The organism is Cobetia sp. PDI-12MA (assembly GCF_059507695.1).
Map to the genome: position 1 here is coordinate 1,539,292 of NZ_CM183351.1, position 24,543 is coordinate 1,563,834.

The following is a 24,543-nucleotide window of genomic DNA, read 5'->3' on the forward strand; positions in this document are numbered from 1 at the left end:
CTGAGTCATGCAACTTTCGCGCACAGATCCATGCCGCGGGCCGAGTCGTGAGTTGTGCGGTTGGCAATTCGCCCTCGGCGACGCGTGGAGAGTGACACCGAGACCGCAAGCTTCCCGGTTTTCTCAGGTCAGCGAGGTGATGAGATGTATACGGAAACTCTGATAAATCAAACAAGATACGAGTTGGTCGCTTGCCTGACGACATGGTGCATGCCCGAGACATCACGGATCTCGTTGCTGACCATGTCCGAGAACCTGACCTTCCTCGCCGAGGATGCCGAGGCGGGTCGCAGGATCATCATTCGGGTTCACCGGCCGGGCTATCACTGCCGAGAGGAGATTGAGTCCGAGCTGGACTGGATCGATGCCCTGCGCACGACGGCGCACGTCAATACGCCGGCGCCGGTCATGACCACGACCGGCAGCCCGGTTCTGACGATCTCGGCTGACCGACAGTCTCTGCACGTGGTGGCCTTCGAACATGTGGCCGGCCGTGAGCCGGATATCGACGAGGGCCTGCCGCAGTGGTTCGAACGATTGGGCGCGGTGAATGCCACGCTGCATGAACACAGTCGACGCTGGCAGCCGCCGGAAGGCTTCATGCGCAAGCGCTGGGACCTGGAAAGCATGATCTCGCCCCGCGGGCTGTGGGGAGATTGGCGAAATGCTCCGGGGATGACGGCTGTCGAGGCCGCGACCATCCATGACGCCATTGTCTATCTCAAGTCGGAAATCGCGCTCTATGGCACGGCACCAGAACGTTTCGGGCTGGTCCATGCCGACCTGCGGTTGACCAATCTGCTGGTATCGCGCGATAGCATGACGATCATCGATTTCGATGACTGTGGCTTCTGCTGGTATGCCTATGACTTTGCCGCCGCGATCAGCTTCTACGAGACGGATCCGAGCGTCCCGCAGCTCAGAGACGCCTGGATCAAGGGCTATCGTTCGGTAGCCGAATTCTCGGCGGCAGATGAGGCCATGCTGGATACCTTCGTGATGCTGCGTCGCATTCTGTTATGCGCCTGGTTGGCCACGCATCAGGAGAGCAAGGAAGGCAAGATGCTGAGCGAGGGTTTCAGCCGAGATACGGCCGGCATGGCGCGGCGCTATGTTGAGCAGCGAAGGGGCCGGTCACGAGAAGGCCAGCAAGGTATCGTGCAGTCACTTTGCGGACAAGAACACGACAGGCAAGCGAAGGGCGATCAGACAGGTATCGATCCACAAGTACGAGATCAGACAGTCAACGACAAGGTGAGGATGGCGTGATGGAAAAGGTACGCGGGATTCTGGATCAGAACGCCTTCAGCTTGGCGCACATCGACAAGGCAGGTGCGCGAATCGGCGCCCTGGTGCGCAAGCGGATGGAAACGGTCGGGCCGACGTCCATGCTCTTCTATGAGGAGCCGTTGCACATTGTCCGGGGCGAGCGGGTCTGGTTGTTCGATGACCAGGGCAAGCGCTACTTGGATGTCTACAACAATGTGCCATCGATCGGCCACTGTCATTTTCGCGTGGTCCAGGCGGTCGCCGAGCAGATGGGGACCCTCAACGTGCACAACCGCTATCTGCACGAAGGCATCCATCGCTATGCCGAGCGCCTGCTGGACACGCTGCCGCGCGCGCTCAATCGACTGGTGATGATGTGTACCGGCAGTGAAAGCAACGACATGGCGCTGAGGCTGGCGCGTGGTTGGACAGGGCGACAGGGGATCATCGTCACCGAGGCGGCCTACCACGGCAATACGGCCGCCGTGACGGAAGTCTCACCGTCTTCCTACAAGCAGGGCACGCCGCCGGATCATGTGCATATCCTGCCGATCTCCCGAATGAGTGAGCAGGCAGACCCGGCTGCCTGGTTCGCCGAGCAGGTGCGGTTCGGCATCGAACAGTTGGAGGCGCGAGGCCATGGATGCGCGGCGCTGCTGGTCGACTCCATCTTCTCGAGCGATGGCATCTATGCAGACCCTGCAGGTTTCCTGAAGCCCGCGGTCGAACTCCTGCAGGCTCGGGGCGGCCTGTTCATCTCCGATGAGGTACAGCCCGGCTTTGGGCGCACGGGGCAGGGAATGTGGGGCTTCTCGCGTCACGGCGTGACGCCGGATGTGGTGACCATGGGCAAGCCGATGGGCAATGGCTTCCCGATGTCCGGACTCGCGGCACGCGAAGAGTTGCTGGCTGTGCTGAACGCCGATGTAGGCTACTTCAATACCTTCGGTGGCTCACCTGTGGCCGTGGCGGCAGGCACGGCGGTGCTGGACGTGATCGCCGAAGAAGACTTGATGGCCAATGCAGAGCGTCAGGGTGAGTACTTTAAGCGACAGCTCCAGGATATTCAGGCACGTTTCGAGGAGGTAAGTGATGTGCGAGGCGCCGGGTTGTTCCTGGGACTGGATCTCTGTGACCCGACGCGTGACGGCGCGCCAGACGCCCAGCGCACCACGGCGTTGATCAATGATCTCAAGCGCAATGGCGTGTTGATCGGCGGGGCCGGAAAGTCCGGCAGTACCTTGAAGATCCGTCCGCCACTGTGCATCGAGCGTTCGGAAGCCGACCTCTTTCTGGACAGGTTCGAGCAGTCACTGAAGGCAACGGCGAAATGAGCCAGACAACACGATAGGGTAGCGGGTGTCAGTTGGTGTCCGAGTGGCGCGGCGCTACAGGCAGGTGCAAGACGGTGGGCGCAAATATAGCCTCGACCGGGTGCGATAGCTTGAGACACTGACGACAAGGCCCCACTGGAGGATTCCGTGGGGCCTTGTCATGTCTGGCGCGAAGTGGAGGGAAGAACGTCAGCGCTGCTTGAGCTGATCACGCAGGCCCGTCGGCACCTGCTTGATGATCAGACGGTCACTCGCTTCATCGTATTCCACCGAGTCGCCCAGCAGGTGCGAGTCAAAGCTGATCGAGACACCCGCGGCGCGCCCGGTGAAACGCTTGAACTGGTTGAGCGTCTTCTTGTCCGGCGGGATTTCCGGTGACAGCCCATAGTCACTGTTGCGAATGTGATCGTAGAAGGCTTGCGGGTGCTCTTCATCGATCAGCTCAGACAGCTGGTCCAGCGTGATCGGCTCGCCGAGCTTGGCCTGATCGGTGGCGTAATCGACCAGGGTGTCGGTCTTCTGCCGGCTGGCTTCCTCGGCCATGTCTTCCTTCTCGACATAGTCGCTGAACGCCTTGAGCAGGGTGCGGGTTTCCTGGCCGGCATCCCGCTGCTCCTGTGCGCCCAGCGTCTCGGCGAAAGCTTCGGCGAGCTTGGTGCGTCCGCGATCGCGCGCCCAGGACAGATAGGGGTGAGACGTCGAGCTGCCTTGCCACTGACTGATATCCAGTCGTGCGGCCAGCGACATCTGGGTCATGTTGAGCTGTCGGGCGGGCGTTACCGCGAGGGACTCGTCGATCGCGAAGCCATCACGATGGTGCAGCAACGCCATGAACAGGTGACGCGTCTCGCCCTGTTGGTGATCCACCACCAGCAGATGGCCGCCTGTCGGGAGGTTGTCATCGATCAACGTCATGAGTCGACTGGCAAGCGTCTGGGTCAGGCTCGCGAAATCGGTATCACCTGCGAGGAAAGATGCCAGCTCGGAGGGGAAGGCGGCAGGCGCGTCTTCATTGAAACGGCCCCAGTTCTTGGCCTTGCCGTGGTAGGCATCATTGAGCCCGGACACCAGATCCTCCAGTGCATCGGATGCCGGCAGGGCGGTGGCGGCAGGCACCAGCTGGGCCGGCGTCTCGCTATTGCCCTTGTCGATACGGTGAATGATGCTCTGCAGGATCGGCATGGAAACCTCCCTCGGCTGCGATGAATGGGCTGGGGATGATACCCGTCACGACTCCACGGTGGTAGGGAAGGCGGCACTCATGGTTGTCATGAGCGCCGAGCGGGTGATGAGCTGTGAGATCAAAGACAAGGGGCGAGCCTGCTTGCATGAGCGGCCCGCCCCTAGGTTCTTTAGGAAAACTCGGCTCGTAGACAGCGCCGTATGCAAGCTACGCATACCATCGCATAAAAGCTACGTGTAGTGGTCAAGTGTTTTTGGCCACCGAGCTTTGAGCATTCCAGTAGTTCTTTTCTGCCAAGTTCGGCGGTATCCCATCGTTATGCTTGTGCGGCCTGAGGCTGCTGTAGTAACCGATCATATAATCAGTGACAGATCGCTTCGCCGCAGCGACATCGGGATAGCCGATCTCTGGTATCCATTCCGTTTTCAGGCTTCTGAAGAAGCGCTCTGTTGGGGCATTGTCCCAGCAATTGCCACGGCGACTGAGACTCAGCGTCATTCGGTAGCGCCAAAGCATCTGCCGGAATGCCCGGCTGGTGTACTGGCAACCCTGATCCGAATGAAACAGGATATTCCGTGGCTCTCCACGCGATTCGTAGGCCATGGTCAGCGCTTTCTTTACCAGCTCCGTGTTCGGCGATAGAGACAATGCCCACCCCACGGGTTTACGAGCATACAAGTCGATGACCACTGCCAGATAAGCCCAGCGTGCCCCTGTCCAAATATAGGTAATGTCGCCGGTCCATACCTGATTGGGCTTCTTTACATCGAACTCCCGATCAAGAACATTCGGTATATCCAGGTGTGGCTGATCAGCCTTCTTGTAGGCGTGCCTCGGCGGCTGCGAACTCATCAGCCCCAGCTGCTTCATCCGCCTGCTGGCCCGATAACGACTCAACTGTATTCCTGCCTGCGTGACCATTTTTGCAATGCTGCGAGCGCCGGTAGAGCCGTTACTGACGGTATGCGCCTCGACAACCTGATCCAGCAGCTTCTGCTCAGTCTCACAAGGTCTTCTATCCCGACTACGCCAAGCCCGGTAGCTACTGCGATGCACCCCAAACACCTGACACAAGTGCTGCACCGCGTAGCTCTCTTCAAGTCGCTCGATTATCGAGAATTGCTCAGGGAGTCCGACATCAAGAGAGCGGTAGCCTTTTTTAATATTGCCTTCTCTTCTTCCACTCGCCGCAGCTTGCGCTTCAGTTCCTGGATCTCACGCTGTTCCGGCGTCAGAGCCTCACCTTTCAGCGGCGCCTTGCCTGCCCGCTCAGCGCGAAGCCTGCGAACCCAATACTCCATGGTGGATTTGCCAACCCCCATGGCCTCACACGCCGCCTTCAGCGTGTAGCCCTGGTCGACCACGAGCTGGGCCGCTTCCAAGCGAAATTCCGGGCTAAACGTTCTCTTCTTCGTCATCATCTGCACCTGATTGTCTCTGTGAGCCATCATACACTCAAAGTCAGGTGGCCAGATTCACTGTGCCACTACAGCATGTCTTAAACCCGCCTCATTCATGAGGACTCGGAACGAGCGGTCTGAAGCGGCTGGCTGGCGACTTCTCTCATCAGGATCGGTATCTACGCCATGAAAGCCCGGTGAGATATGCCCAAATGCCGCTGTTTTGTCGCCTTATTATAACTTTCAGGAATCTGTCTCAGCCGTCAACGCAGGCGTGATCGTCGGCCGCCTCTGCGGTCGCTCTATTCTTGGTACTGTGGCGGTCTCGCCGTGTATCAACTCAGCGCGGTCAGTCGTGGCAGCCCCTTCAGCAACGTGGGCCACCACTTGTCGGCGGCGGCACCAAGGTGAATGGTGATGCGTCTTGCATGCAGTGACAGCGTAGCGGCGATCTTGAGCACCTGTTCGCGCATCCGGCTCAGACTCCAGCCTTGCCGGGTCTGTCGCTCCAGCAGGCACCGCAAACCATGCAAAACCTGGTAGGCGTAGAGGTTGAGTAGCAGGCTCACCTCGTTGCGAGCCATCACGTCCTGAATCGTGGAGGTGCCGCGATCCGTCGACGAGAGATGCACGTCGAGGGCCGACTTCACCTCACCCATATGGGCCTCGGCGCTGCCGCGCTTGCGGTAGAGTGCCAGGATCTTCTCCGGCGGCCAGTCGAACTTGTTGAGGTTGGTGACCAGGAAGAAGGCATGTAGCAGCAGGTCGTCGGGGCGTTCCTGCACTACCAGTACCACGCGACGTGGCTCAGGCCAGGTACCGGCCTAGTACTCGAGATCATGGCACCATTCCCGAGGCTGCTCGGGGGGTCGACCTCGTGGCCGTTTCAGGTGCGGGGACGCCAGTTTCTGCAGACCCTTATGACTCCGTAGCCGACCCAGGTACTCGATGTCGCGGTCTTCCAGCGCTTCCAGCGTGTCGTTGTCGGTGAACCCGGCATCGATACGCACCCGAACCTGAAGTGGACCCCATCCTTTGGACCACCTGACGGGTCGTCTAAGCTCGGATCAGGTCATCATCGGCGTCAGGCCGCCTGGATCAGTGGTTGAGAGAAGTACACTTCATCAGGTGTAGCATCGTCTAGCCCTTGGTGGGGCCGCTCTGTGTTGTACCAAGCGAAGTAACGCTTCAGATCCCCTCGCAAGTGGGCGCCGCTCTCGAAAGCCTTCAGATAAACGCACTCATACTTCACACTGCGCCAGAGTCGTTCCACGAATATGTTGTCCTGATAGCATCCCTTGCCGTCCATGCTGATCCGGACATCATGGGCTTCCAGCACTTCGGTGAACGACTGGCTGGTGAACTGACAGCCTTGATCTGTATTGAATATCTCGGGCTTTCCATAACACGCCAAGGCTTCCTCCAAAGCATCGATACAGAAGTCCGTATCCAGGGTGTTGGAGACCCGCCAGGCCAACACGCGACGGCTGTGCCAGTCCATGATGGCCACCAGGTACATGAACCCGCGCGCCAAAGGAATATAGGTGATATCGGTCGCCCATACCTGATTGGGGCGGTCGATGACTCGCCCCCGCAGCAAGTAAGGATAGATCCGATGTCCTGTACCTGGCCGGCTAGTGCATGGCTTCGGATAAATAGCCTGTAGTCCCATCCCGCGCATCAATCGCTGGACGCGCTTGCGGCTCACTGCGTGGCCCAAGCGATTGAGATAGGCTGACATCCTTCGTGAGCCATAGACCGGTGTGCGCAGATGTTCCGCGTCGATCAGACGCATTAACTCCAGATCATAGGCCCGTAGCGCCTTGCGCTGATAGTACATCGAGGAGCGACTGATACCGAGTAGCTGGCATTGACGTCGGAGGCTGATGCCGGGCGCTTGCGGCTCGACCATTGTCAGGCGCTGGGCCCGACTCAACGATCGAGCCTGCGTGACAAAAAATCCCGTTCCACCGTCAGCTTGCCGATCTCGCGATAGAGCGTATCGATCTCCTCCTGGGTCTTCTGGGCGGTTTTACTGGAACTTTTGCCCTCGAAGACGCCGGTGGCGTTGTCCAGCAGGTCGCGCTTCCACTGACTCACCATGGTTGGGTGGATCTCGAAGCGGGCTGCGATCTCTGACGTGGTCTGTTCCCCCTTGAGGGCAGTAAGGGCTACCTTGGCTTTGAACTCACTGCTGTACTGTCGACGTTTCCTGCTCATGATCAAGCTCTCCTGGTCGGTATGATCAGAGCTTAGCGCCTGGTCCGAATTCTGGGGTCCACTTCAACCTTGGCGCCGGTGCTCTCGTTGAGTCGCTTCACCAGGTGCGGGATCCAGGTATCGGCGTTCTCGGCCGGGCCGGTGTTGCCCTCGCGTAGCAGGCCGCCCACCATGTCGCCGGTTTCGGCCAGCGAGGCGATCAGCGGCGAATAAATGCGGGCCCCGTAAAGACCATGATAAGCCGAGCCGCCTTGGTGACCGTGGACCTCGATCGGCAGGCCGTCGATATCGAGCGTCAATTGTTTGGGGCGCTCGCCGTTCTTCAGCGAGGTCAAACGCCAGACCACCCGTCGCAGCAGGTCTTCGTGTACGGCATCGATGTTGTCGTTGCGTCCGAGGCAGGTCAGCAGTCGCGACAATGTGGCTTGGGATGGTCGGTCAAGGGCCAGTGGCGTCATGCCGCGGGCATCGCTGCAGGCCAGCTGCCAGAGTAGGTCACGTCGTAATGTGTCGGTGTCGCTGAGGTCGATCCAGCCCATCGCGCGCTGCAGGACCAGGGTTCGCAGCTGACTGGCCAGCGAGTGGCGGATACGGAGCGGGTGGCGCCGATCGACCAGGTTGTCTTCGAGCGCCTCGATCACGCCGCTGTTGTCGAGGGCTTCACGCAGCAGCAGGGCGCCGCTGTCGCTGGTGGTTCGCTGGCCGCTCAGCTCGACACGGACGGAGCCGTTGCTGGAAGGCGTCCAGGTGGATAGGCTTTCACCCATGGCGAGTAGTACTCTTGAGTCAGACTCTTTGCGTAAAACACTGATTTTTCAAGAGAATACCATCCGTTATCTTCGTTTTCAGGTCGGCCTCATGAATAAGCCGGGTTAAAGGTTCTTCAGATCCCCCTTTTGCCTCCACCAGCGGAGGCGCGTGTTGCACGAACGGCTGTTGAGTCGATCATCCAGGTCTCGAGATCCATCAGACCATCTTCGTGAAGCCGAAGTTGAAGGCGCGACAAGACCTCCTCAAAGATACCGTCATCACGCCCTTGGCGGAATCTGGCGTAGACAGTGCTCCAAGGGCCATAACGTTCGAGAAGGTCGCGCCACTTGGCGCCAGAGCATAGAGCCCCAAAAAATGCCGTTCAGCATCTGTCTGTCGTCCTGCCTCGGCCTGCCCATCGCTTGAGTCGGTGACACAATGTGTTCGAGCAACTGCCATTGGCTATCAGAAATTTCGTAGCGTCCTGCCATACCGCACCTATGCTGGATGTGCATGGGTCACATTAGCAAAAATGACTTTTCGTACAAAACCTAGTCGTCGAAACGTCGAGCCTCAGTACGGGGGCAGGTATCTGATCAGTCAGGCAGGAATGCGGCCTGACTGCTATCCACCAGATTCGACGATAACTTTTCCGCGCTGTCGTAGAGATTCGTGAAAAAACCGCGCCACGCACACAGCAATGGCACGGCCAATGTTCAGATTAACGTTTTCAGGCTCTTCAGCAACTCTTCAACATTCCCTTCGTGACGCTTGTAATAGGTCCAAGGTCCGATGCGTTGGGATGTAACCAGTTTAGCCCGCTGCAAGACCGCCAAGTACTGTGAAATCGTCGACTGTGACAGCCCCGCACTCTCTTGGATGATGCTCACACAAACCCCAACCTTTTCAGGGTCGACCTCTTGCTCCGGATAGTGTTTTCGTGGGTCTTTGAGCTTGGCCAAGATCGCTAATCGGGCGGGGTTGTTCAAAGCCTTCAGTGCCTCTTGGATATCAATACTCATAGCAACCTCAAAACGATTTCTTTCGATATTATAATATTTAAACTACTATGGGAACGATGATCCCGCCTCATTCATGAGGACTCGGAACGAGCGGTCTGAAGCGGCTGGCTGGCGACTTCTCTCATCAGGATCGGCATCTACGCCGTGAATGCCCGGTGAGATATGCCCAAATGCTGCTGTTTTTTCGCCTTCTTATAACTTTCAGAAACCTGTCTCAGCCGTCAACGCAGGCGTGATCGTCGGCCGCCTCTGCGGTCGCTCTATTCTTGGTACTGTGGCGGTCTCGCCGTGTATCAACTCAGCGCGGTCAGTCGTGGCAGCCCCTTCAGCAACGTGGGCCACCACTTGTCGGCGGCGGCACCAAGGTGAATGGTGATGCGTCTTGCATGCAGTGACAGCGTAGCGGCGATCTTGAGCACCTGTTCGCGCATCCGGCTCAGACTCCAGCCTTGCCGGGTCTGTCGCTCCAGCAGGCACCGCAAACCATGCAAAACCTGGTAGGCGTAGAGGTTGAGTAGCAGGCTCACCTCGTTGCGAGCCATCACGTCCTGAATCGTGGAGGTGCCGCGATCCGTCGACGAGAGATGCACGTCGAGGGCCGACTTCACCTCACCCATATGGGCCTCGGCGCTGCCGCGCTTGCGGTAGAGTGCCAGGATCTTCTCCGGCGGCCAGTCGAACTTGTTGAGGTTGGTGACCAGGAAGAAGGCATGTAGCAGCAGGTCGTCGGGGCGTTCCTGCACTACCAGTACCACGCGACGTGGCTCAGGCCAGGTACCGGCCTGGTACTCGAGATCATGGCACCATTCCCGAGGCTGCTCGGGGGGTCGACCTCGTGGCCGTTTCAGGTGCGGGGACGCCAGTTTCTGCAGACCCTTATGACTCCGTAGCCGACCCAGGTACTCGATGTCGCGGTCTTCCAGCGCTTCCAGCGTGTCGTTGTCGGTGAACCCGGCATCGATACGCACCCGAACCTTGGCGCCGGTGCTCTCGTTGAGTCGCTTCACCAGGTGCGGGATCCAGGTATCGGCGTTCTCGGCCGGGCCGGTGTTGCCCTCGCGTAGCAGGCCGCCCACCATGTCGCCGGTTTCGGCCAGCGAGGCGATCAGCGGCGAATAAATGCGGGCCCCGTAAAGACCATGATAAGCCGAGCCGCCTTGGTGACCGTGGACCTCGATCGGCAGGCCGTCGATATCGAGCGTCAATTGTTTGGGGCGCTCGCCGTTCTTCAGCGAGGTCAAACGCCAGACCACCCGTCGCAGCAGGTCTTCGTGTACGGCATCGATGTTGTCGTTGCGTCCGAGGCAGGTCAGCAGTCGCGACAATGTGGCTTGGGATGGTCGGTCAAGGGCCAGTGGCGTCATGCCGCGGGCATCGCTGCAGGCCAGCTGCCAGAGTAGGTCACGTCGTAATGTGTCGGTGTCGCTGAGGTCGATCCAGCCCATCGCGCGCTGCAGGACCAGGGTTCGCAGCTGACTGGCCAGCGAGTGGCGGATACGGAGCGGGTGGCGCCGATCGACCAGGTTGTCTTCGAGCGCCTCGATCACGCCGCTGTTGTCGAGGGCTTCACGTAGCAGCAGGGCGCCGCTGTCGCTGGTGGTTCGCTGGCCGCTCAGCTCGACACGGACGGAGCCGTTGCTGGAAGGCGTCCAGGTGGATAGGCTTTCACCCATGGCGAGTAGTACTCTTGAGTCAGACTCTTTGCGTAAAGCACTGATTTTTCAAGAGAATACCATCCGTTATCTTCGTTTTCAGGTCGGTCTCATGAATAAGCCGGGCTGAAGGCATTTGAGAATGGCGTCCACTTGCGAAGGGATCTGAAGCGTTGCTTCGCTTGGTACAACACGGAGCGGCCCCACCAAGGGCTGGACGATGATATACCTGATGAAGCAACTTCCAACCACTGACCTAGGCGGCCTGACGCCGATAATGATTCGATCCGAGCTTAGACGACCTGTCAGGTGGTCCAAAGGATAGGGTCCACTTCACTTGAGGGCCGATGCCTTCGATACAGAGCTTACGTGACTCGAGCAACACTCTCATACATAAGGAGAGGCGGATGCTATATTTTACCCATATCATAAAATTTAAGTATTGACGTATCTCGATATCTAGCTATGATGGGTTTGTAGGCTAACCAAGTCAAAGGAGTTCATTGTGTTGAAGCCCAACCAAACCACTTCAAGCCATGCGCCCGACAGCCACTATGGTCATTTCATCGACAATCAATGGTTTGACGGTGAAAGTGTCGAGACCATCGACTCTACCAACCCGGCCACCGGTGCATTTCTGACCAATATCCCGCGCGGCACGGTTGGTGACGTGGATTGTGCTGTCCAAGCGGCGGCCCGCGCATTTAACTCCTGGGGCAAGACTTCTCCGGCCGAACGTGCCAACGCGCTGCTGAAGATTGCTGATTTGCTCGAAGCCGATGCTGAGTGTTTCGTGGCGTTTGAGAGCCTAGATGTCGGCAAGCCGGTTCGTGAGGCCCAAGTAGATGTGTCGTTGGCCATCGACCATTTCCGCTACTTTGCCGGTGCGATACGCAGCCATTCGGACGAAGCTTCCATGCTTGACCACCAGACGATGAGTCTGACGCTAAGCGAACCACTCGGCGTGGTCGGCCAAGTCATCCCCTGGAACTTCCCGCTATTGATGGCAGCTTGGAAGATTGCCCCGGCGATTGCCATGGGCAACACGGTGGTAATCAAACCATCAGAGATGACGCCGGTCACGATTTTGGAAATGGCAAAGATCTTCGCCAAGGTGCTTCCTGCCGGCGTGGTCAACATTGTCACTGGCCTGGGCACAGAGGTTGGGCAGGCGATTCTCGATCACCCTCAGGTCGCCAAGCTCGCCTTCACCGGCTCAACGCGTATCGGTGAAGTCGTGGCAGCAGCAGCAGCCAAGAGGATCGTTCCGGCCACACTAGAGCTTGGCGGGAAGTCGGCCAACATCATATTCCCCGATGCCAATTGGGATCGGGCTATCGAAGCGGCTGCACTTGGCATTCTGTGGAACCAAGGCGAAGTATGTGAGTCTGGTTCTCGCTTGTTCGTGCACGAGACGATCTACGAGCGCTTCGTCGGCGAGCTCAAGGAACGCTTTGAAAAGGTTCGCGTTGGCAATCCGCTCGACCTCAAGACACAGATGGGTGCCCAAATCAGCCAAATCCATACAGATCGCATCATGAGCTACATCGAGCTGGCTAAGGAAGAAGGAGCTCGCATCCTCACAGGTGGTGAGCGACTGACTGGCGGTGAATACGATGCTGGCTACTTCATCAAGCCGACGATCATCGTTGATGTGCGCAACGACATGCGCATCGCCCAAGAGGAGATATTTGGGCCGGTCGTTACCGTGCTGTCGTTTAAGGATGAGGCCGAAGTGGTGGCGCTGGCTAATGCTTCCGACTATGGCTTGGCTGGTGCAGTCTGGACCCAGGACATCAACCGTGCAATCCGTGTGGCGCGAGCCATCGAAACTGGCCGTATGTGGATTAACACCTATCATGATATTCCGGCCCACGCCCCGTTCGGTGGCTACAAGAAGTCCGGTCTCGGCCGCGAGACTCACAAGTCCATATTGGACGCGTACAGCGAGAAGAAGAACATCTACATCAGCTTGAACGAAGCACCGTTCGGTGTGTTTTGAGTGCGATTCATAGTCAAGTTTTTTTCACTAATATCGAAATTTTTAAGCATTTAGGATTTTCAATATGAGCAAAGAGATACTTTTTGAAAGCACGCAGTTGGGGCCTTACATTCTGAAAAACCGGATCGTGCTCCCGCCGCTGACCCGCTCGCGCAGTTCCCAGCCGGGCAACATTCCGAACGAACTCATGGCTGCCTACTACCGTCAGCGGGCAGGGGCGGGCTTTATGGTCACCGAGGGCGCGCAGATCGAGCCGCGTGGTCAAGGGTATGCTTGGACGCCCGGTATTCACAGCTCGGAACAGGTTGAAGGCTGGCGCAAAATCACGGCAGCGGTACATGCTGAAGGTAGCATTATATTTGCGCAGCTCTGGCATGTGGGACGGGTTTCGCACGACTCGCTGCAACCCGGCGGTGCGGCACCCGTCGCGCCCTCAGCAATCGTTGCCGACAACGTCAAGGTGTTCGTCGAAACCGGTCCGAACCAGGGCGCACTTTCGGAGCCGTCGGTGCCGCGTGCGCTGACAACTGCCGAAGTGAAGGAGTTGGTACGGCTCTACGCCCAGGCAGCCCGCAATGCACTCGATGCAGGCTTCGATGGTGTCGAACTCCACTGCGCCAACGGCTACCTCATTAACCAGTTCATTTCCGTGCATACTAATCGGCGAACCGATGAATACGGTGGCTCGCTGCAAAATCGTCTGCGCTTCCTGCGCGAGGTGGTTCAGGCCGTTGCTGATGTGGTCGGCAAGGAACGGCTCGGGGTGCGATTCGCTCCGCTGTTCACCAGCACCGTGGAAGATCGCGTCTATCTGGGGCTGGTGGAGGATGATCCCCATGAGACCTATATCGAGGCCATCAGGGTTCTCGAACAGATCGGAATTGCCTATGTCTCGATTGCCGAGGCCGATTGGGACAACGCACCAGAGCTGCCTGAGACTTTCCGTAATGACGTACGCGTCAACTTCAGTGGCAAGGTCCTTTATGCCGGTAAATATACCGTGGAGCGCGGTGTGCGCGTGGTAAAGGCAGGCTGGGGAGATCTGATTGCGTTCGGTCGTCCCTTCATTGCCAACCCGGATCTGCCTGAGCGAATCGCCCAAGGCTGGCCGCTCAACGCAGTAGACTCAGCGACGATGTATGGCGGTACTGACAAGGGATACACCGACTATCCCTCTTACCGGCCATAAGGCATTACTGGTCGCGTTCGCATTTCGGACGCGGCCAGTGGAGCTGCGTGTGCGTAATGGAAACCTTGAGGTCAGAGGAGCCTGACAATGTATTAGCCAAGTACAATCCCTTATCCCGGCTTATTCATGAGAGCGCTTCCGGAGTCATATAAAGGTTTTTGTCGCAGATATCGGTCCTCAACAGCAGCATTTGCGGCACAAGAGCCTGATTTTTATGCGAAGGACGTACTTTTCATCATTTCTATCTAACTTTCAGGCATTAACTGTGACCACCAGTCATCGTGGTGACCGTATATTCGTCAGTTAGTAGTAGTGGGATAGAAGTTCCTTTCTGAGCGCTTCAATCGCGCAGAATCGAAATTATCATCATTTCTCTAATGAAGAGGCATTCATGAAGCGGAGTAGAGAAAAGTCTTGGCATCATAGGGCAAATTCTATTCGAAGAAGGTTATTAGTGGGGTGTATAGGGCTATATCCGACTTTACTAATAGTGCTGGCTATATTGTCTCCCTTAACCAAGGGGTTAAGCTTCCCGTTAATGGTTCTTATTGAAGTGTTAGTATTGGTCCCAGTCACTCAGTTAATATCATTTCCACTGGCTGGACGAGTGGTATCACTGATGGTATATAAGATGTCTGGTGGCAAAAAACAATGAAATTATTAGTAAGTTTGACAGTGTTGATAATTACTACTTTTTACGTGCCTAATATGGGATGACGGGGTTTGGATAAATGTCCGAATGATGCTGCGTGATAACCAGTGGGAGTCACTTGAGTCTCTTCTTCCCGATAAAGTGACTGACTGTGGTGTGACCGCCAAAGACAACCGGCCTCTTTAATGAAGCTGTCCTGTCGATCGCTCGCATTGGAGCTCCTGAGCGTGACCTGCTGGTCTCCTTCGGGCGTCGGCATACCGTCTATATGCGTTACAATCGCTGGTTAAAGAAATATTTGGTCGCAGATTGCAGATGCGTTGGCCGATGACTCTGATCTCCTAACGCTTACTAAGGCAGACTTGCCTTTTGGTGGTATTGGTCGGTCGGGCTACGGCCGAGAATTGATCGGGCTCGGAATCAGGGAGTTTGTCAACCACAAGCTTATTTCGGTGGTTGATATTGACGCACCGTTCTAAATAGTGACGTGAAAAACGATGCCCTCAAGGTATTTTTTAACCATTCGATAGTCGACTGGTCGAATAAGGAGTGATAGTTCATGAAAATTTTCTACAAAACTGCTGCAATTGCAATGGGCGGGCGCACAGGAATTTCAACCCTGAACGACGGCAGTTTTTCGGTCCAAATGGTTCGGCCCGATAGTGATGAAGATGGCGTAAACCCTGAACAACTGTTTGCACTTGGCTATGCCGCTTGTTTTGACAGCGCGATGGAGATTACCGCAAGGCAGCTCAAGCTGAATGTCAAGGGGGCAAAAACTTCGATTGAAGTGGGTATCGGCCAACAATCCGATGGTGGATACGCGCTTGACCTTGACATTATTGCTCACTTACCGGGCATGGCCCGACAGGACGCACAGCGATTGGTCGAGGCGACACATAAACTTTGCCCCTACTCCAATGCTACTCGCGGAAACATCGATATCCGCTTACATATTGAAACTGAAGGAAACTGATATGAAGAATTTCGATTTTCACAACCCTACTCGAATTCTGTTTGGTAAAGGTAGCATTGCAGAGCTGAAAGATCAGGTCCCCGCTAATGCGAAAGTTTTGATTCTCTATGGCGGTGGTAGTGCCGAACGTACTGGCGTTCTAAGCCAGGTGCGCGAAGCTCTTGCTGGCAGGGTAATGCTTGAGTTTGGAGGCATTGAACCTAACCCACGCTATGCTACAGCGCTAAAAGCAGTTGAGATAGTTCGCAAAAATGCCGTCACTTTCCTGCTAGCCGTTGGGGGGGGGTCGGTCATCGATGCCACCAAATTTATTGCGGCGGCGGCAAAGTATGATGGTGATGCTTGGAATATTCTTATATCACATGGATCAGTCATTACCCAAGCAGTTCCGTTTGGCTCTGTGTTGACGCTACCTGCTACTGGGTCTGAGATGAATTCTGGTGGAGTGATTACCAATCTTGAAAAAAAAGCTAAACTGCCGTTTAGCAGTATTCATTGTTACCCGGTGTTCTCCATGTTAGATCCCGAGGTGACCTACACCTTGCCACCGCGTCAGATTGCCAACGGTGTAGTTGACGCCTTCGTTCATACGATCGAACAATACCTAACCTATCCAGCTGCTGCGTCGATTCAGGATGGTTTTGCCGAAACCCTTCTGCGTACATTGATCGAACTTGGACCCAAGGCGCTTGAGAAACCTGATGATTATAATATTCGTGCCAATTTGATGTGGGCTGCAACAATGGCTTTGAATGGGCTCATTGGTGCAGGAGTACCTCAGGACTGGGCTACTCATATGATCGGGCACGAGATTACCGCACTGAACGATACTGATCACGCCCGTACGCTTGCGGTTGTGCTACCATCATTAATGTATGATCAGCGCGAGGTCAAATGTGAGAAACTTCTCCAGTATGCCAGCAATGTTTGGGATATTCGTGAAGGATCTGATGTCGAACGCATTGATACTGCGATCGAAGCAACGCGTGATTTCTTTGAGCGGATGGGCATCAAGACTCGATTAGGCGACTATAGTGTTGATGCTGCCGGAATCGACTATATCGTTGATTCTTTACGAAATCACGGAATGACTGCGCTTGGTGAACATAAATCCATCACACCCGATGATGCTCGCCGTATTCTTGAAGCTGCTTTATAAGAATAATAGAATATGATGGCAGTAGGCGCTGTAAACAGTAAACTTGTGTTGGTAGAACGCCCAAAAAGGATGGTCGACTCAGAACACTCTGAGGTTTGAAAAAGAAGCGGTACCTGTAAGGTGCCGTACCGCCACCAAGTGGACAAAGCGCCTGTTTAGCATGATGGCTGCGTGATGAGTGGAGCCCAGATAAGGTCGATGATCGACGCTTCATCGACCACTGGGTGGGTGACACCGTAATACAGTGTCACAAGCAATCAGACCTGGTCACACTAGTTGAGCGTCGCAGCTGCCATTTACTGGCGGCAAGACTGCCTAGGGTCTAGGCGCGGCGGCAGTCCAGATCATCACGCTGTACTGGACAATGGCTCGGAATTCTTCGGATGCTAAGCGGTGGCTAAGGTCGTAACGGCGATGATGGATTTCTTTGATTTTTATCGCTCTAGGCTGCGTGGGAGCAACAAGAACACCAATTGCTTGTTCCCCAAAGGAAAAGACTTCCGCCAAGTTAGTAATTTAGTGTTATGCAAGTCGGACGAGTAGCCAAATGACCGTCCTCGAAAACGGTCCGATTATCAGACACCGGCGCAGGTGTTTGGGGGGGGGGGGGAATGCGCAGGAAGCCTGGGTGCCGCAGATAATAGCTTGTTGCTTGAATTAAGGTATTTGATTTTAACTAACAGGAATGGAGTTATATGATGATACACCTACATCACTTAATTGATTCGCGCTCAATTCGTATCTTATGGTTACTTGAAGAGATAGGTTATTCGTACAAGATAACTGGCTATTCTCGAGATGCTATTACACATTTCGCGCCATCGTCATTACTAAATATACATGCTCTAGGAAAGTCGCCAGTTGTGAATATAGATGGTGAGATTACTGTCGAGTCTGGAGCTATAACCGAAATTATTATATCTAGATTTGCTGGTTATTTGGCGCCAAGCAAATCTTCTAAAGAGTATTTTGAATATTTAGAATGGATACATTTTTCAGAAAGTTCAGCTATGCTACCTATTTTGCTTAAAATATTTAATTTACGTGAGAGCAGTGAAAAACAAACATCATTTTTAGAGAAGTATGCCGAGGATGAGTTTTTGAAGGTTTTCTGTTATCTTGATGATTCACTCAAAGATAAAAAATATATAGTAGGAGATAGATTGACAGGGGCTGATTTTATGCTTGTCTTTGTTATAGAGACAGCTCTTAATATGTCGCCTAAAAATAAGTTCCCTAACTTAATTAACTATATTAAAGGAATGCATTCTTTACCTAGTTATAAGCAGGCATTAGATATAGAGAATAAGCTAAGAGATGGTGGTTATACAGGAATAACATTGCATATAGATAAGTAGTAACCATGCATGCTTGTCAGGCCCCGTGTGGTTGACCACTTGTATGGCACCGGATTATCGGATTTCACATCGGAGGCTATCCTTGTTAGGTTTTGTACGAAAAGTCATTTTTGCTAATGTGACCCATGCACACCCAGCATAGGTGCGGTATGACAGGACGCGACGAAATCTCTGATAGCCAATGGCAGTTGATCGAAGACATTGTCTCACCGGCTCAATCGATGGGCAGGCCCCGGAAAGACGACAGACAGATGCTGAACGGCATCTTTTGGGCCCTCTGCTCTGGCGCCAAGTGGCGCGACCTTCCCGAACGTTATGGCCCTTGGAGTACTGTCTACGCCAGGTTCCGACAATGGCGTGATGACGGTACCTTTGAGGCGGTCTTGTCGCGGCTACAACTTCGGCTTCGTGAAGATGGCCTGATGGATCTCGAGACCTGGATGATCGACTCAACCGCCGTTCGTGCAATACGCGCCTCCGCTGGTGGAGGCAAAAAGGGGGATCTGAAGAACCCTTAGACCATGCGTTGGGCCGGAGTCGTGGCGGCATCACGACCAAAATCCATTTGATCTGTGATCGCTTTGGTTGGCCCATCGACTTCACGCTGTCGGCGGGGCAAGAATCGGATACGCGGTACTTCATGCCCACTCTGGAAAAGGTTCATCTACCGGGGAGTCGTGGCCGGCCACGAAAGCGTTGCCGCTACATCGTGGCAGACAAGGGCTATGACAGTGATGAGTTGCGCCGTTACTGCGACCGCGTTCGAATCAAGCCGATCATCGCTCAACGAAAGATGAAACGGAAACCCCGGCCAGGTCTCCTACGGGGTTTCGATAAACCCATGTACCGTCAGCGAAATATCGTGGAGCGCTCTTTCAGTTGGCTGAAAGAGTTCCGTCGTATTGCGACGCGATATGAGAAGTTGGCCCGTAGCTTTTATGCGATGGTATGCGTAGCTTGCATACGCCGCTGTCTACGAGCCGACTTTTCGTACAGATGTAGTGGCACAGTGAATCTGGCCACCTGACTTTGAGTGTATGATGGCTCACAGAGACAATCAGGTGCAGATGATGACGAAGAAGAGAACGTTTAGCCCGGAATTTCGCTTGGAAGCGGCCCAGCTCGTGGTCGACCAGGGCTACACGCTGAAGGCGGCGTGTGAGGCCATGGGGGTTGGCAAATCCACCATGGAGTATTGGGTTCGCAGGCTTCGCGCTGAGCGGGCAGGCAAGGCGCCGCTGAAAGGTGAGGCTCTGACGCCGGAACAGCGTGAGATCCAGGAACTGAAGCGCAAGCTGCGGCGAGTGGAAGAAGAGAAGGCAATATTAAAAAAGGCTACCGCTCTCTTGATGTCGGACTCCCTGAGCAATTCTCGATAATCGAGCGACTTGAAGAGAGCTACGCGGTGCAGCACTTGTGTCAGGTGTTTGGGGTGCATCGCAGTAGCTACCGGGCTTGGCGTAGTCGGGATAGAAGACCTTGTGAGACTGAGCAGAAGCTGCTGGATCAGGTTGTCGAGGCGCATACCGTCAGTAACGGCTCTGCCGGCGCTCGCAGCATTGCAAAAATGGTCACGCAGGCAGGAATACAGTTGAGTCGTTATCGGGCCAGCAGGCGGATGAAGCAGCTGGGGCTGATGAGTTCGCAGCCGCCGAGGCACGCCTACAAGAAGGCTGATCAGCCACACCTGGATATACCGAATGTTCTTGATCGGGAGTTCGATGTAAAGAAGCCCAATCAGGTATGGACCGGCGACATTACCTATATTTGGACAGGGGCACGCTGGGCTTATCTGGCAGTGGTCATCGACTTGTATGCTCGTAAACCCGTGGGGTGGGCATTGTCTCTATCGCCGAACACGGAGCTGGTAAAGAAAGCGCTGACCATGGCCTACGAATCGCGTGGAGAGCCACGGAATATCCTGTTTCATTCGGATCAGGGTTGCCAGTACACCAGCCGGGCATTCCGGCAGATGCTTTGGCGCTACCGAATGACGCTGAGTCTCAGTCGCCGTGGCAATTGCTGGGACAATGCCCCAACAGAGCGCTTCTTCAGAAGCCTGAAAACGGAATGGATACCAGAGATCGGCTATCCCGATGTCGCTGCGGCGAAGCGATCTGTCACTGATTATATGATCGGTTACTACAGCAGCCTCAGGCCGCACAAGCATAACGATGGGATACCGCCGAACTTGGCAGAAAAGAACTACTGGAATGCTCAAAGCTCGGTGGCCAAAAACACTTGACCACTACAAGAACCTAGGTATCGTCACGGTGCCGCCACCGCCGGATAGTCGCGATGGCAACGCCATACTGCCGGGCGAGCTCGCTATCCGTGATGCTGGAGGGCGCTGCTTGTATATCGATACGGATCTTCGGTGACGTCGTCGCTTGTTTATGAAGCTTGATCCCGCCTTATTCACGAGTGCCCTGATCAGGCGGCTTGAAGTGGCTGGCCGTTGGGTTCTCGCACCAGGGGCGCTATCTACGCCGTAACGGCCCGCTGAATCATGCCCAAATGCTGCTCTTCTGTCGTATCTATATAACGTTCAGGAATTAATCACGCCGTTAAAGCAGCCGTCATCGTCGACCGTCGCTGCGGTCGCTCGATTCTTGAAGCTATGGTGGTTGCGCCGAACGTCAGCTGAGCGCGGTCAGCTTCGGCAGCCCCTTCAGCAAGGCAGGCCACCATTTATCAGCCGCATCGCCGAGGTGAACGGTGATGCGCCGAGCGTGCAGCGAGAGCGTCGCCGCCACCTTGAGCACCTGTTCACGCATCCGGCTCAGGCTCCAACCCTGCCGGGTCTGGCGCCCCAGCAAGCAGCGAAGGCCATGCAGAACCTGATAGGCGTAGAGGCTCAGCAACAGGCTCACCTCATTGCGGGCCATCACGTCCTGGACGGTCCCCCACTGTCACGCTAGTTGGAGTATCAGCGGCTGTTAGACTCTGAACCATATGGGGCGTGATGAGGTTCCGATGAAGTACTCCGACGAGCGCCGGGAGGCCATCCTCAAGAAGCTGCTCCCGCCGCACAACCGCACGGTGGCAGAAGTGGCCCAGGAAGAAGGCATCTCCGCTGCGACACTGTACAACTGGCGCAAGAAGGCTCGGCAAGCAGGCCGTTTGCTACCTGACCAGAGCGGTGATCCCGAAGGCTGGAGCTCGCAGGACAAGTTCCACGCCGTTCTGGAGACAGCGGCCCTCAGCGAGGCTGAGCGTGCCGAATACTGCCGGCAGCGTGGCCTCTATCCCGAACAGGTCCAGCGCTGGCGTGCGAGCTGTGAAGGCGCTAACGACCGAAGCGATGCCGCCACCAAGCAGCAGAGTGAGGCACGCAAGGCGGAGCGCCAGGAGAACAAGGAACTCAAGCGCGAGCTCCGCCGCAAGGAGGCCGCGCTGGCGGAAACCGCCGCACTACTGACATTGCGAAAAAAGGCCCGAGCGATCTGGGGGGACGAGGACGAATGATCAGCACCACAGATCGCCAGGACGCCATACAGCTGATCGATGAGGGGCGTGCCCAAGGGGCACGCCTGCAGTCGGCATGCGCTGAACTCGGCATCGGCACCAACACGTATCGCCGCTGGGTGCGGGGCGATCAGGATCGCCGGCCTCAAGCGGTGCGGCCTGTCCCGCGTCATGCCCTATCGCCGGAAGAGCGTCAGCAGGTGCTGGAGATTTGCCATCGTCCTGAGTTCGCCAGCCTGCCGCCTGGGCAGATCGTGCCGCGGCTGCTGGACGAAGAAGGCCGCTACGTGGCGTCAGAGTCCAGCTACTACCGCATTCTCCGGGAGCATGGTGAGCAGCACCACCGTGGCCGCGCTCGCGCTCCACGTCCCAAGGGCGACCCCCAGCGACACCGGGTGACACGCCCCAATGCCTGTTGGAGCTGGGACGTGACCTACTTACCGACCCAGGTGCGTGGTCAGTTCTACTACCTGTACATGATCGTCAACATCTACAGTCGCAAGATCGTCGATGCCGAGGTCTTCGACCAGGAGTCCATGGCCAATAGCAGCGAGGTAATCCAGCGTGCCGTGCTGCGCGAAGGCTGCATCAACCAGCCACTGGTATTACACGCCGATAATGGCTCCGCCATGAAAGGCTCGACGCTTCAGGCGACGCTGCAGCGGTTAAATATCACTCCGTCGTACAGCCGCCCTCGGGTCTCCAATGACAACGCCTTCTCAGAGTCGCTGTTCAGGACCTGCAAGTACCGGCCCGACTACCCGATGGACGGATACGAGAACCTGTCAGCGGCGCAGCAGTGGGTGACGCGCTTCGTGCAGTGGTACAACCACGAACACCGCCACAGCGCCATACGGTTCGTCACCCCGGGGGAGCGGCATGCCGGCCTGGATAACGAGGTGCTGGCAAGGCGAGACGCCATCTATGCCGAGGCGAAACGGCAACATCCCGGGCGGTGGAGCAGTGCCACCCGCAACTGGACACCGCGCCGGACAGTCTGGCTGAACCCCGACCAGGAAGACCCGCTGGTTCAACAGGATCAGCGATTAGAAGCCGCCTGATTACAGGTTCCAACAAGCTTGACAGACATCGCTGGCCTGTTTCCGCCAATTGTAGAGGGTTGTTGCAGTGATGCCTTCCTGTTTGGCCAATTCCGGGATGGTCATGCTCATAGGCGGCGCCATCTTCTTGAGGATGGCTTCCTTACGTTCTGTGGAATAACGCACGTTGATCACCTCTCAATCCGTTTAGGTGACAACTACGCTGGCAGATAGGGCATCCGCTGCGTATTCGCCACTCGCTGGCCAGCCAGATACGCACCTTGGTGCTGCAGCGGGCGATGGGGTGGATCGATCTCAGCGATACCGACACGCTGCGCCGTGATCCGCTCTGGCAGCTGGCCTGCAGTGATGCGCGCGGCATGACGCCACTGGTCCAGGATAGGCCGTCCCAAGCCACGCTGTCGCGGCTGCTGACCTGCCTTGGACACAACGACAACATCGATGCCGTGCATGAAGGTCTGCTGCGGCTGGTGGCCTGGCGCCTGACCTCGCTGAAGAACGGCGAGCGTCCCAAGCAGCTGACGCTAGACATCGACGGCCTGCCGATTGAGGTCCATGGGCACCAGGGCGGTTCCGCTTATCATGGCCTTTACGGTACGCGGATCTATTCGCCGCTGGTCGCCTCGTTGGCCGAAACTGGCGACATGGTCGGCGGCCTGCTGCGCGAGGGCAACGCCGGCCCCGCCGAGAACGCTGATACGTGGATCCCGCACCTGGTGAAGCGGCTTAACGAGAGCACCGGCGCCCAGGTTCGGGTGCGTATCGACGCCGGCTTCACCGACAACGACACGCTGGAGGCGCTGGAGAAGCGCAGCATCGAGTACCTGGGCCGGCTGCGTAGCCACAAGGGCTTGCAGGCGCTGGCAGCGCCCTACCTGAAGCGGCCACGCGGCCGGCCACCTGAGCAGCCTCGGGAGTGGTGCCACGACCTTGAATACCAGGCCGGTACCTGGCCAACGCCACGACGCGTGGTGCTGGTGGTTCAGGAACGCCCCGATGACCTGCTGCTGCATGCCTTCTTCCTGGTCACCAACCTCGGCAAGTTCGACTGGCCGCCCGAGAAGATCCTGGCACTCTATCGCAAGCGCGGCAGCGCCGAAGCGCACATGGGCGAGGTGAAGTCGGCGCTCGACGTGCATCTCTCGTCGACCGATCGCGGTGTCTCCACCGTCCAGGACGTGATGGCCCGCAATGAGGTGAGCCTGTTGCTGAGTCTCTACGCCTATCAGGTTCTGCATGGCCTTCGCTGCTTGCTGGGGCGCCAGACTCGGCAGGGTTGGAGCCTGAGCCGGATGCGTGAACAGGTGCTCAAGGTGGCGGCGACGCTCTCGCTGCACGCTCGGCGCATCACCGTTCACCTCGGCGATGCGGCTGATAAATGGTGGCCTGCCTTGCTGAAGGGGCTGCCGAAGCTGACCGCGCTCAGCTGACGTTCGGCGCAACCACCATAGCTTCAAGAATCGAGCGACCGCAGCGACGGTCGACGATGACGGCTGCTTTAACGGCGTGATTAATTCCTGAACGTTATATAGATACGACAGAAGAGCAGCATTTGGGCATGATTCAGCGGGCCGTTACGGCGTAGATAGCGCCCCTGGTGCGAGAACCCAACGGCCAGCCACTTCAAGCCGCCTGATCAGGGCACTCGTGAATAAGGCGGGCTGAAGGCTTTCGAGAGCGGCGCCCACTTGCGAGGGGATCTGAAGCGTTACTTCGCTTGGTACAACACAGAGCGGCCCCACCAAGGGCTAGACGATGCTACACCTGATGAAGTGTACTTCTCTCAACCACTGATCCAGGCGGCCTGACGCCGATGATGACCTGATCCGAGCTTAGACGACCCGTCAG

General features: G+C 56.5%; 16 protein-coding genes and 8 pseudogenes. 13 read left to right on the forward strand and 11 right to left on the reverse strand.

All coding sequences use genetic code 11. The features are described from left to right. Window positions 1-144 precede the first annotated feature (144 nt). Window positions 145-1,269, forward strand: a complete 1,125-nt coding sequence (locus AC5WNI_RS06610; RefSeq protein WP_495928953.1) for a phosphotransferase enzyme family protein — start codon at window positions 145-147, stop codon at window positions 1,267-1,269. Then, the gene (locus AC5WNI_RS06615) at window positions 1,269-2,603 is read left to right on the forward strand and encodes an aspartate aminotransferase family protein (protein WP_495928955.1); all 1,335 of its coding nucleotides are present in this window, start codon (window positions 1,269-1,271) and stop codon (window positions 2,601-2,603) included. The genes AC5WNI_RS06610 and AC5WNI_RS06615 overlap by 1 nt, the downstream gene beginning before the upstream one ends. Before the next feature lie 189 nt (window positions 2,604-2,792). Here AC5WNI_RS06615 and yejK read toward each other — a convergent pair whose 3' ends face one another. From yejK to AC5WNI_RS06655, 8 genes and pseudogenes are all read right to left on the reverse strand, one after another. Then, complete coding sequence (gene yejK, locus AC5WNI_RS06620) at window positions 2,793-3,785, reverse strand: nucleoid-associated protein YejK (RefSeq protein ID WP_213115107.1); 993 nt, start codon at window positions 3,783-3,785, stop codon at window positions 2,793-2,795. A 244-nt stretch (window positions 3,786-4,029) separates the two neighbouring features. Beyond that, a protein-coding gene (locus AC5WNI_RS06625; protein WP_495929174.1) for an IS3 family transposase occupies window positions 4,030-5,204 on the reverse strand; the annotation gives its coding sequence in 2 pieces (ribosomal slippage) (window positions 4,030-4,949 and window positions 4,949-5,204; 1,176 coding nt in all). Window positions 5,205-5,521: 317 nt separating this feature from the next. After that, window positions 5,522-6,220, reverse strand: a pseudogene (locus tag AC5WNI_RS06630) (transposase); the annotation flags it as partial. 50 nt (window positions 6,221-6,270) lie between these two features. After that, window positions 6,271-7,406, reverse strand: a protein-coding gene (locus tag AC5WNI_RS06635; protein ID WP_156941212.1) for an IS3 family transposase whose coding sequence is annotated in 2 segments (ribosomal slippage) — window positions 6,271-7,133 and window positions 7,133-7,406 — 1,137 coding nt in all. Because the reading frame shifts where the segments join, the coding sequence is not laid out codon by codon here. A gap of 59 nt (window positions 7,407-7,465) precedes the next feature. Next, a pseudogene (locus tag AC5WNI_RS06640) lies at window positions 7,466-8,173 on the reverse strand (IS1380 family transposase); the annotation flags it as partial. A 122-nt stretch (window positions 8,174-8,295) separates the two neighbouring features. Continuing rightward, a pseudogene (locus tag AC5WNI_RS06645) lies at window positions 8,296-8,647 on the reverse strand (transposase); the annotation flags it as partial. Window positions 8,648-8,872: 225 nt separating this feature from the next. After that, the gene (locus AC5WNI_RS06650) at window positions 8,873-9,178 is read right to left on the reverse strand and encodes an ArsR/SmtB family transcription factor (RefSeq protein WP_153635493.1); all 306 of its coding nucleotides are present in this window, start codon (window positions 9,176-9,178) and stop codon (window positions 8,873-8,875) included. Window positions 9,179-9,471: 293 nt separating this feature from the next. Continuing rightward, a complete protein-coding gene (locus AC5WNI_RS06655; protein WP_153635494.1) occupies window positions 9,472-10,851 on the reverse strand; it encodes an IS1380 family transposase in 1,380 nt (459 codons plus the stop codon). Window positions 10,852-10,956: 105 nt separating this feature from the next. Between AC5WNI_RS06655 and AC5WNI_RS06660 the strand changes: the two genes are divergently transcribed. The 8 genes from AC5WNI_RS06660 to AC5WNI_RS06695 all read left to right on the forward strand — a co-directional run bounded on the left by AC5WNI_RS06660 (window position 10,957) and on the right by AC5WNI_RS06695 (window position 20,411). Next, window positions 10,957-11,085 carry an integrase core domain-containing protein gene (locus AC5WNI_RS06660; RefSeq protein ID WP_153636822.1) on the forward strand — a complete coding sequence of 43 codons (129 nt, stop codon included), beginning with the start codon at window positions 10,957-10,959 and terminating at the stop codon, window positions 11,083-11,085. Between the two features lie 250 nt (window positions 11,086-11,335). Beyond that, the gene (locus AC5WNI_RS06665) at window positions 11,336-12,832 is read left to right on the forward strand and encodes an aldehyde dehydrogenase family protein (RefSeq protein WP_213115105.1); all 1,497 of its coding nucleotides are present in this window, start codon (window positions 11,336-11,338) and stop codon (window positions 12,830-12,832) included. Between the two features lie 64 nt (window positions 12,833-12,896). Beyond that, complete coding sequence (locus tag AC5WNI_RS06670) at window positions 12,897-14,021, forward strand: alkene reductase (protein ID WP_153635496.1); 1,125 nt, start codon at window positions 12,897-12,899, stop codon at window positions 14,019-14,021. Window positions 14,022-15,232: 1,211 nt separating this feature from the next. Then, window positions 15,233-15,649 carry an organic hydroperoxide resistance protein gene (locus AC5WNI_RS06675; RefSeq protein WP_495928958.1) on the forward strand — a complete coding sequence of 139 codons (417 nt, stop codon included), beginning with the start codon at window positions 15,233-15,235 and terminating at the stop codon, window positions 15,647-15,649. Between the two features lies 1 nt (window position 15,650). Further along, complete coding sequence (locus AC5WNI_RS06680) at window positions 15,651-16,808, forward strand: iron-containing alcohol dehydrogenase (protein ID WP_153635500.1); 1,158 nt, start codon at window positions 15,651-15,653, stop codon at window positions 16,806-16,808. 695 nt (window positions 16,809-17,503) lie between these two features. Next, window positions 17,504-18,166, forward strand: coding sequence for a glutathione S-transferase family protein (locus tag AC5WNI_RS06685; protein WP_495928960.1), 663 nt, complete (start codon window positions 17,504-17,506; stop codon window positions 18,164-18,166). A gap of 149 nt (window positions 18,167-18,315) precedes the next feature. Further along, window positions 18,316-19,193 (forward strand): IS5 family transposase gene (locus tag AC5WNI_RS06690; protein WP_495928961.1). Its coding sequence is split into 2 segments (ribosomal slippage): window positions 18,316-18,658 and window positions 18,658-19,193, totalling 879 coding nucleotides; the frame shifts between segments, so codons are not numbered across the junction. A 43-nt stretch (window positions 19,194-19,236) separates the two neighbouring features. Further along, a protein-coding gene (locus tag AC5WNI_RS06695) for an IS3 family transposase (protein WP_289105110.1) occupies window positions 19,237-20,411 on the forward strand; the annotation gives its coding sequence in 2 pieces (ribosomal slippage) (window positions 19,237-19,492 and window positions 19,492-20,411; 1,176 coding nt in all). A 19-nt stretch (window positions 20,412-20,430) separates the two neighbouring features. Here AC5WNI_RS06695 and AC5WNI_RS06700 read toward each other — a convergent pair. Next, a pseudogene (locus tag AC5WNI_RS06700) lies at window positions 20,431-20,574 on the reverse strand (IS481 family transposase); the annotation flags it as partial. Between the two features lie 231 nt (window positions 20,575-20,805). Next, a pseudogene (locus tag AC5WNI_RS06705) lies at window positions 20,806-21,069 on the reverse strand (transposase); the annotation flags it as partial. A 73-nt stretch (window positions 21,070-21,142) separates the two neighbouring features. On the opposite strand from AC5WNI_RS06705, the pseudogene AC5WNI_RS06710 reads away from it, so the two are divergent. Next, window positions 21,143-22,695, forward strand: a pseudogene (locus AC5WNI_RS06710) (IS3 family transposase). Between the two features lie 42 nt (window positions 22,696-22,737). Here the strand turns inward: AC5WNI_RS06710 and AC5WNI_RS06715 are convergent. Next, window positions 22,738-22,860 (reverse strand): annotated as a pseudogene (locus tag AC5WNI_RS06715) (transposase); the annotation flags it as partial. Window positions 22,861-22,910: 50 nt separating this feature from the next. On the opposite strand from AC5WNI_RS06715, the pseudogene AC5WNI_RS06720 reads away from it, so the two are divergent. Continuing rightward, a pseudogene (locus AC5WNI_RS06720) lies at window positions 22,911-24,125 on the forward strand (IS1380 family transposase); the annotation flags it as partial. Between the two features lie 231 nt (window positions 24,126-24,356). After that, on the forward strand, window positions 24,357-24,503 hold the full coding sequence (locus tag AC5WNI_RS06725; RefSeq protein ID WP_153636825.1) for an integrase core domain-containing protein: 147 nt from the start codon (window positions 24,357-24,359) through the stop codon (window positions 24,501-24,503). The last annotated feature ends 40 nt before the right edge of the window (window positions 24,504-24,543 follow it).